Here is a 7,476-nt window from a genome sequence, read left to right on the forward strand (position 1 = left end):
AGAGGTTTTGCCATCTCCAAAATCCCAAGCATAGGAGTACGTTGCTGTACCAGTAACAGAAGAAGAAAATTGAACAATAGTTCCAGAGCAACTGTTGTCATTGGTAAAAGAAAAATCAACTATAGGCAAAGCATTGATTGTGATTGTAGCTTGATCAGTAAGAGGTTGTTCTAAAATAGGGGTTGTTGTATCATGAACACTAGTCAAATTATAATTAAAATGACCTGTATTAGCAGTGTTTACAACGATTTTTACAGATGTCTCTGTTCCAGTTGTGGATATTGGAGCTTGTGCGACTCCATCAATATCATACGTAAAAGTATAGGGAGCGCTTCCACCTGAGCCTGTAAACGTTATTTCAGGTGCTGTCCCGTTTTGACATACCGTTGTTGTTCCGGATATTGTTCCTGTTGGTGGAGTAACTGGATTCACAATAAAATTATTGCTAGCTTTTAATGTAATATTGGAATTAACTAGAATAAATAAAAAGAGGATTTTGTAGAAGATTTTCATAGGCAGGTTGAACTACTGTTGACTAATTATTTTTATAAAAAAAAACAAGGGTTGTTATAATAATTTTGAGGTATTTTTAAAAAAGAGCAAAACTACAATTTATAAATGTATTTTCTCACATTAAATAGTAATGCGAATTGTTTTTTTAGAATGATTTTTATTTTTTATCATTTTTTTGATATTTAAATTTTCTAGAATGTCTTTCTTTAATTTGTACTTGGTAATGGAAAGGTTAAAAAGTTGGTGTTTATTTGAATTTTGATCCAAAAGCAAAAGTATCTAATGTTTTATTATGATATTTATGTGAAACCGTAATCAAGTCTTTTTTTTTAAAAATAGCTTCTTTGATTTAATACTAAAAAAATAATGTAATACAAACCCTATTGTTTATCCTCGCTCCCAGTTCTTTGTAAAGTAAAATGTAATGGACTGTTTTTTTGTTTGATAAAAGACTATTGTTTGCTTATGAAATTGAAAAGTATAGCCAATGCATGATAATCAGCCAAATTGAAAGTGAGATTTGATCATACCAAATCAGATTGGATTTGACCACTATTATAGATGTAGAACGCAAACAAATAGGTTTAAAATAGTATGTAGATATGGAGTAATAAAAAAAGGCTGTTCGAAAATTATTTTTCGAACAGCCTTATTATCTTGATATTTTTTTTTAGTTAGTTTTTTTTGGTTTTTCTAATCCAAAGTGGGGTTGACTGGTCAATTCTGCAATTTTAACAATTACTTCTACTGCTTTTTGCATGCTTTCTACAGGAACATATTCATATTTTCCGTGAAAGTTGTGTCCACCAGCGAAAATATTAGGACATGGTAACCCCATATAAGACAGTTGGCAACCATCAGTTCCTCCGCGAATGGGTTTGATTATGGGCTTTACGTTGACTTCACGCATGGCTTTGGCGGCAATATCAACAATGTGTTTTACAGGAACTACTTTTTCCTTCATGTTGTAATATTGATCTTTTACTTCAGCAATGACGATATCTTCACCAAATTGTTTGGCGAATTTTTTATTGATTTTGCGTGTTATTTTTTCAATTAAGGCTTTTCGTTTTTCGAATTTTATTTTACTATGGTCTCTGATAATTAATTCCATAGTAGTTTCTTCAATACCTCCATTCAAATGATGAATATGAAAAAAACCTTCATAACCTTTGGTCTCTTGTGGCGTTTCATCTTTGGGTAAGGAGTTGATGAAATCATTGGCAATCAACATTGAGTTGATCATTTTTCCTTTGGCATAACCGGGATGAACACTTTTCCCTTTGAAAGTAATTTTGGCTCCAGCCGCATTAAAATTTTCAAATTCTAATTCACCTATTTGACTTCCGTCCATAGTGTAAGCCCATTGGGCTCCAAATTTAGCCACATCAAAATGGTGCGCTCCACGACCAATTTCTTCATCAGGAGTGAAGCCTACTTTGATTTGACCGTGTTTGATTTCAGGATGGTTAATCAAATATTCCATTGCGGTCACAATTTCAGTAATTCCAGCTTTGTCATCAGCACCTAGAAGCGTTGTTCCGTCGGTAGTAATTAAGGTTTGTCCTTTGTATTGTAATAAATCTTTGAAATAATTTGGAGATAAGATGATGTTTTTTTCAGTATTTAGAACAATGTCTTTTCCGTCATAATTTGGCACAATTTGAGGTTTAACATTCGCACCCGAAAAATCAGGAGAAGTATCAAAGTGGGAAATAAAACCGATAGTTGGCACTTCGTGATCTACATTACTAGGCAAAGTTGCCATGATATAGGCTTTGTCGTCAATAGTAACATCTTGCATACCAATGGCTTTTAAATCTTCTACTAATTTGTTAGCTAAATTCCATTGTTTAGCAGTACTAGGAGTTGTTTTAGAATGAACATCTGATTCGGTGTCTATTGTTACATAACTAATGAATCGGTCTATAATAGGTTGCATAGAGTGGAGGTTTTATGAAAAACAAAGATAGGTTTTATTGGTTTTAAAAATAGCTTAAATTGTTTTGGTTGTTCTTGCTTTGTTTTTTAATTTTTTTAGCCATTCAGAGTTCTCTTTAACTTTATGCACTTTGCAAAAAAAACGTTGCGTCTTTGCAGTAAGCGAATCATTTCATCTCTTCCAGTATCTTCAATATTTTATCCAATTTTTCGATTTCAATGGAGTTGAGTTTAGCCGCCAAAGCCTCAATTTCAAGTTTGGCTTCTTTATTGGTATTATAATCATCTTGTGCTTGCAAACGGTCTCTTTCACTTTGACGGTTTTGTGCCATCATAATAATTGGGGCAGCATAGGCAGCTTGAGTTGAAAAAACCAAATTGAGTAAGATAAAAGGATAAGCGTCCCAGTGTTTAAAGAACGCAACCAAATTTAATCCCATCCAAACAACGACAAAAATGGTTTGGATTATGATAAAACGCCAAGACCCCATTCCTTTGGCTACCACATCAGCAATGCGACCACCATAGTTTAAACTTTCACGATGTCTCTGGTGCCAGTTTTTAGTAATATTTAGATTCATTTTGTATTTTTTAGTTTAAAAGTAACAAATGTTTGGATTTGAATAGAGGTGGGATAGTTTAATTTTTGTAAAATATAATTAGATAAAAATTGGCTCGCTTGAGTGTATGAGTTAATATGACCACGAATTCACGAATTAAACTGGAATTTAGTCAACTAGTTTTTTTAATTGCTATTTGTTCTAGTGGTGTTTCAGAGGATTACAATTCGTGAATTCGTGTCATTTTAAAAGCGACTGTATTTATCTTGAAAAATAGTCACCAACTATTTCTTATTCGGCTAGATAGTGTTATTTTTGCAGCACTTAAAAAATAACATATTTATGTATAAATTACTGTTGCGTCCCTTATTGTTTTGTTTTGATCCAGAGAAAGTACATTATTTTACTTTTTCATTAGTTCGCTTTACATCTAGAATTCCTGGGTTTAGTACTTTATATAAATCTCTTTATTTAGTTGATGATAAACGTTTAGAAACAGAGGTTTTTGGATTAAAATTTAAAAACCCAGTGGGTTTAGCGGCTGGATTTGATAAGGATGCTAAGTTATACAAAGAGCTGTCAAATTTCGGTTTTGGTTTTATCGAAATCGGAACCTTGACTCCAAAAGGGCAAGAAGGAAATCCTAAGAAACGTTTGTTTCGTTTGAAAGCAGATTCGGCTATTATCAACCGAATGGGGTTCAATAACGGCGGTGTTCAAGAAGCAGTAACGCGATTAAAATCGAATACTGGTGTACTGATTGGTGGAAACATTGGTAAAAATAAACTCACACCAAACGAAGAAGCAACATCTGATTACGAAATATGTTTTGATGCTTTATATGATTATGTAGATTATTTTGTTGTGAATGTTAGTTCACCAAATACTCCTAATTTACGTGCTTTACAAGACAAAGAGCCTTTGACACAGCTATTACAAACATTACAAAATAAGAATTTGGCTAAGCCAAAGCAAAAACCAATCTTATTAAAAATTGCACCTGATTTAACGAACGAGCAATTATTAGATATTATTGATATTGTAAATGAAACGAAAATTGCAGGTGTCATTGCAACCAATACAACTATCTCTAGAGAAGGTTTGCAATCAGAAAATAAAACCGAAATGGGTGGATTGTCTGGAAAACCATTGACCAAACGTTCTACTGAGGTGATTCGTTTTTTATCTCAAAAGAGTAACAAATCATTTCCAATCATTGGAGTAGGAGGGATTCATACGGCTGACGATGCAATTGAAAAATTAGAAGCTGGAGCGAGCTTAGTGCAATTATATACTGGTTTTATATACGAAGGGCCAGCATTGGTAAAAGCAATTAATAAAAAGATTTTGGCTAAGAAGTAAGTTTTTAAGTCATTAGTCCTTAGTTTTTACTATTGAAATCAAAAAGGTGTCATTCGTTATGAATGACACCTTTTTTAGTTAAGCATCTTTCCAAAGCTTTTAAACAGCTTTTAAATCTTTTTTCATTGCGTCAAAAACTACTTTTGGATCAACAGTAATTTTTTTATTGCCTTTCTCAGCGCCACCTATATCATATTCACATGAAGATTTACTATTGGTTTCAATTGGAGTTTTTTTTTAGTTTTTTGAAATAGGTTTTAAAGTCTATCATTCCTTCACTAATAGGAGCATCTTTTACTTCCCAGATTCCATTCGTTTAGCTCCATTTTGTATTTTATAAAACGATCTTTTTTTTTTTGAATGCAATAATTTAAATCCATTTTGCCTAGAATAACTTCTTCTACTGTTGAATGGCGAAATGGCTGTTAATATTTTCAATAGAAGTGGTAATCATACTGTAATTAGATTCTGATTTCTTGATGTTACGAATGGCTTTTGGCAAATCAATGGCAACAATTTCAGGTTTGACATGACCTTTTGGATGTACCCTTAAATCCAAACTCGCAAAACTAATTCAACCGGTATTTCTCCTGCTTAGTAATAATCTAGAAATTGTAAATTTTATAAAAATATTCAATGAAAGACTATCGTCATCGTAACTTGTTCATAAAGAGTATTCAAAGGAATATTAAAAAAAGAAATTGCCCATCTTGTTAAGCCTGTCTTTTTTATAAAATCACGTCTATTAGTTGTAGTTATTTATGGTTTTTAAATTGGTTAATCAAAAACAGTTATAATATACATTATAACCTATAATAAAAAGAATCTTTAGCAAGGCTAGGTTGTCAAGAATACGGATATTTGTATTTTTAGAATTAGATAGTCCATTATGATTAACATTATCATCATTTTTGCATTCCTATTATTGGGAATAATACTTCAAAATATCAAAAAATTTCCCGTTTTAAGTACTTATAAAATACTTAATAAAATAGTAATAACAATTTGTTTACCAGCGATTGTGTTGTATTACATTCCAAAGTTGACTTGGAGCAATGACTTGTTATATCCCATAGGAGGCGCATGGATTGGTTTCATTGTTGCTTTTGCTTTATTTTATTTTTTAGGAAAAAAATGGAGATGGTCTAATAAATTAATTGGCTGTTTGATACTTACAGCGGGATTAGGAAACACCTCTTTTTTGGGATATCCAATTATTAGTGCTTTATATGGCGAACAAGGATTAAAAATGGCCATATTATTTGATCAACCAGGTACGGTTGTCGTACTATCTACGCTAGGAATTTTTGTAGCAACTTATTTTTCAAAAGATAATTTGAAACCTATCCAAATGTTAATACGTGTATTTAAGTTTCCACCTTTCGTTTTTTTCATAATTGCGTGCATATTAAATGTTTTTTCAATTGAATTGAATGATGGAATTCAGACAGTTTTAAAAGGGTTTGGAAGTATTATGGCTCCTGTAGCATTGACTTCTGTAGGGTTGCAGTTGCGTTTTGAGAGTAAAAGTAAGCATTGGAGATTTTTAGGTTTGGGATTGTTATATAAATTGATATTGACTCCTACTTTGATTTATATATTGTATGTTTTGATATTGAATCAAAAATCAGAAATGATTAAAGTTGTTTTAATGGAAGCTGCTATGGCGTCTAATATTACGGTTAGTATCTTAGCAGCGAGTTACGGATTAAAACCCCGATTAGCGAGTATGATGATTGGTTATGGAATCCCTCTTTCATTTATAACTTTAATTTTTTGGTACTTTGTTGGGCAATTTGTTTAATGTTTTCGAGGTAGTCTTTTAGTTTTATTTATGATTTCAATGACAAAGGATCTCGTTTTTTTTGAGTAATTTTAGTGAAATTTAAAAATTATAACAATCATGGCAACAATACGTTTAGGAGATATAGCTCCAGATTTCGAAGCAGAAACTACAATGGGAACCGTAAAATTTCACGAATGGCTAGGCGATTCATGGGGTGTTTTATTTTCGCATCCTTCTGATTTTACTCCTGTATGTACCACCGAATTAGGAACTGTAGCAAATTATTTTCCTGAGTTTTCTAAAAGAAATACTAAAGTGATCGCTTTGAGTGTCGATGGAATACAATCACATTTAGATTGGATAAAAGACATCGAAGAAACTCAAAATGTAACTTTACAATACCCAATCATAGCTGACGAAAGTAAAGAAGTAGCAAATTTATATGATATGATTCACCCAAATGCGAATGATACTTTTACTGTTCGTTCCGTTTTTGTTATCGGTTCAGATAAAAAAGTAAAATTGATATTGACATATCCAGCCTCTACAGGACGTAATTTTGACGAGTTATTGCGTGTTATCGATAGTTTACAATTGACCGCTAATTATAGTGTGGCAACACCGGCTAACTGGAAAGATGGAGATGATGTAGTGATTTCACCAGCTATCAAAGACGAAGATATTCCTGCTAAATTCCCAAAAGGATTTAATAGAATAAAGTATTATTTAAGAATGACACCACAACCTAATAAATAATAGTTAGTAGGTTAAATGTAAAAAGGGAATTCGATATTATCGAATTCCCTTTTTTTATATGTCTGTTTATAGAGACCTGAAAAAGCGGTTCACTTTATCTTCTATCATTAATGTTAGATACTGAAGCTTTTAATTAAAAATTTTATAATACTATTTCTAGTTACTTGGAGTAAAAATCAAGGCTGTATAAGCTGGTAAATTTGTTACAGCTTTATATGGCTCACTATCATAATTTTCATTTGAAATAGTAACAGGACTTACCACCATATCTGTAAATTCTTCATCATACCCTTTCCAATCACTATTAAAAACCAAATTATATTGTTTTGCATCAGGAACTCCTATTGTATAATTTTCAAAAGAGTCATTTGATAAATTGAGTAAAACAACTGTTGAATTTGAAAAATCGTCACTAGAGGATCTTGCGTAAGCCAAAACTTTATTATCATTGTTAAAATGAATAACTTTGGTGTATTGTCCCTTTAAACCATCACTTTCGTTTTTTTGTTCCGTACGGATTTTGACCAAGTCGCTGACCATTCTTGTGATTCCTAGGTG

At 32.0% G+C, this 7,476-nt stretch carries 8 protein-coding genes; 3 read left to right on the plus strand and 5 right to left on the minus strand.

Going from position 1 to position 7,476, the window contains the following annotated elements:
• From WBQ70_RS07760 to WBQ70_RS07770, 3 genes are all read right to left on the minus strand, one after another.
• On the minus strand, positions 1-513 hold a 513-nt coding region (locus WBQ70_RS07760), incomplete at its 3' end, for a hypothetical protein (protein WP_423912553.1).
• 670 nt (positions 514-1,183) lie between these two features.
• Positions 1,184-2,455: a peptidase T gene (pepT, locus tag WBQ70_RS07765; protein WP_423912556.1), complete on the minus strand. Its 1,272-nt coding sequence runs from the start codon at positions 2,453-2,455 to the stop codon at positions 1,184-1,186.
• 166 nt (positions 2,456-2,621) lie between these two features.
• Positions 2,622-3,035 (minus strand): DUF1003 domain-containing protein, encoded by a 414-nt coding sequence (locus tag WBQ70_RS07770; RefSeq protein ID WP_423912559.1) that lies wholly within the window; start codon positions 3,033-3,035, stop codon positions 2,622-2,624.
• Positions 3,036-3,356: 321 nt separating this feature from the next.
• Between WBQ70_RS07770 and WBQ70_RS07775 the strand changes: the two genes are divergently transcribed.
• The gene (locus tag WBQ70_RS07775) at positions 3,357-4,376 is read left to right on the plus strand and encodes a quinone-dependent dihydroorotate dehydrogenase (RefSeq protein WP_423912561.1); all 1,020 of its coding nucleotides are present in this window, start codon (positions 3,357-3,359) and stop codon (positions 4,374-4,376) included.
• A 400-nt stretch (positions 4,377-4,776) separates the two neighbouring features.
• On the opposite strand, the gene WBQ70_RS07780 is transcribed toward WBQ70_RS07775, so the two are convergent.
• Positions 4,777-4,935, minus strand: coding sequence for a hypothetical protein (locus WBQ70_RS07780; RefSeq protein ID WP_423912564.1), 159 nt, complete (start codon positions 4,933-4,935; stop codon positions 4,777-4,779).
• A 330-nt stretch (positions 4,936-5,265) separates the two neighbouring features.
• Here WBQ70_RS07780 and WBQ70_RS07785 point away from each other — a divergent pair, with 330 nt between their 5' ends.
• Positions 5,266-6,180, plus strand: coding sequence for an AEC family transporter (locus WBQ70_RS07785; RefSeq protein WP_423912566.1), 915 nt, complete (start codon positions 5,266-5,268; stop codon positions 6,178-6,180).
• Between the two features lie 99 nt (positions 6,181-6,279).
• Entirely contained in the window at positions 6,280-6,918 is a 639-nt protein-coding gene (locus WBQ70_RS07790) for a peroxiredoxin (RefSeq protein WP_423912569.1), read from the plus strand.
• Positions 6,919-7,074: 156 nt separating this feature from the next.
• Here the strand turns inward: WBQ70_RS07790 and WBQ70_RS07795 are convergent.
• The coding region (locus WBQ70_RS07795) for an alpha amylase C-terminal domain-containing protein (RefSeq protein WP_423912572.1) at positions 7,075-7,476 on the minus strand (402 nt) is incomplete at its 5' end.

The sequence above is a fragment of the Flavobacterium sp. genome, from assembly GCF_049590715.1.
Taxonomy (GTDB): domain Bacteria; phylum Bacteroidota; class Bacteroidia; order Flavobacteriales; family Flavobacteriaceae; genus Flavobacterium.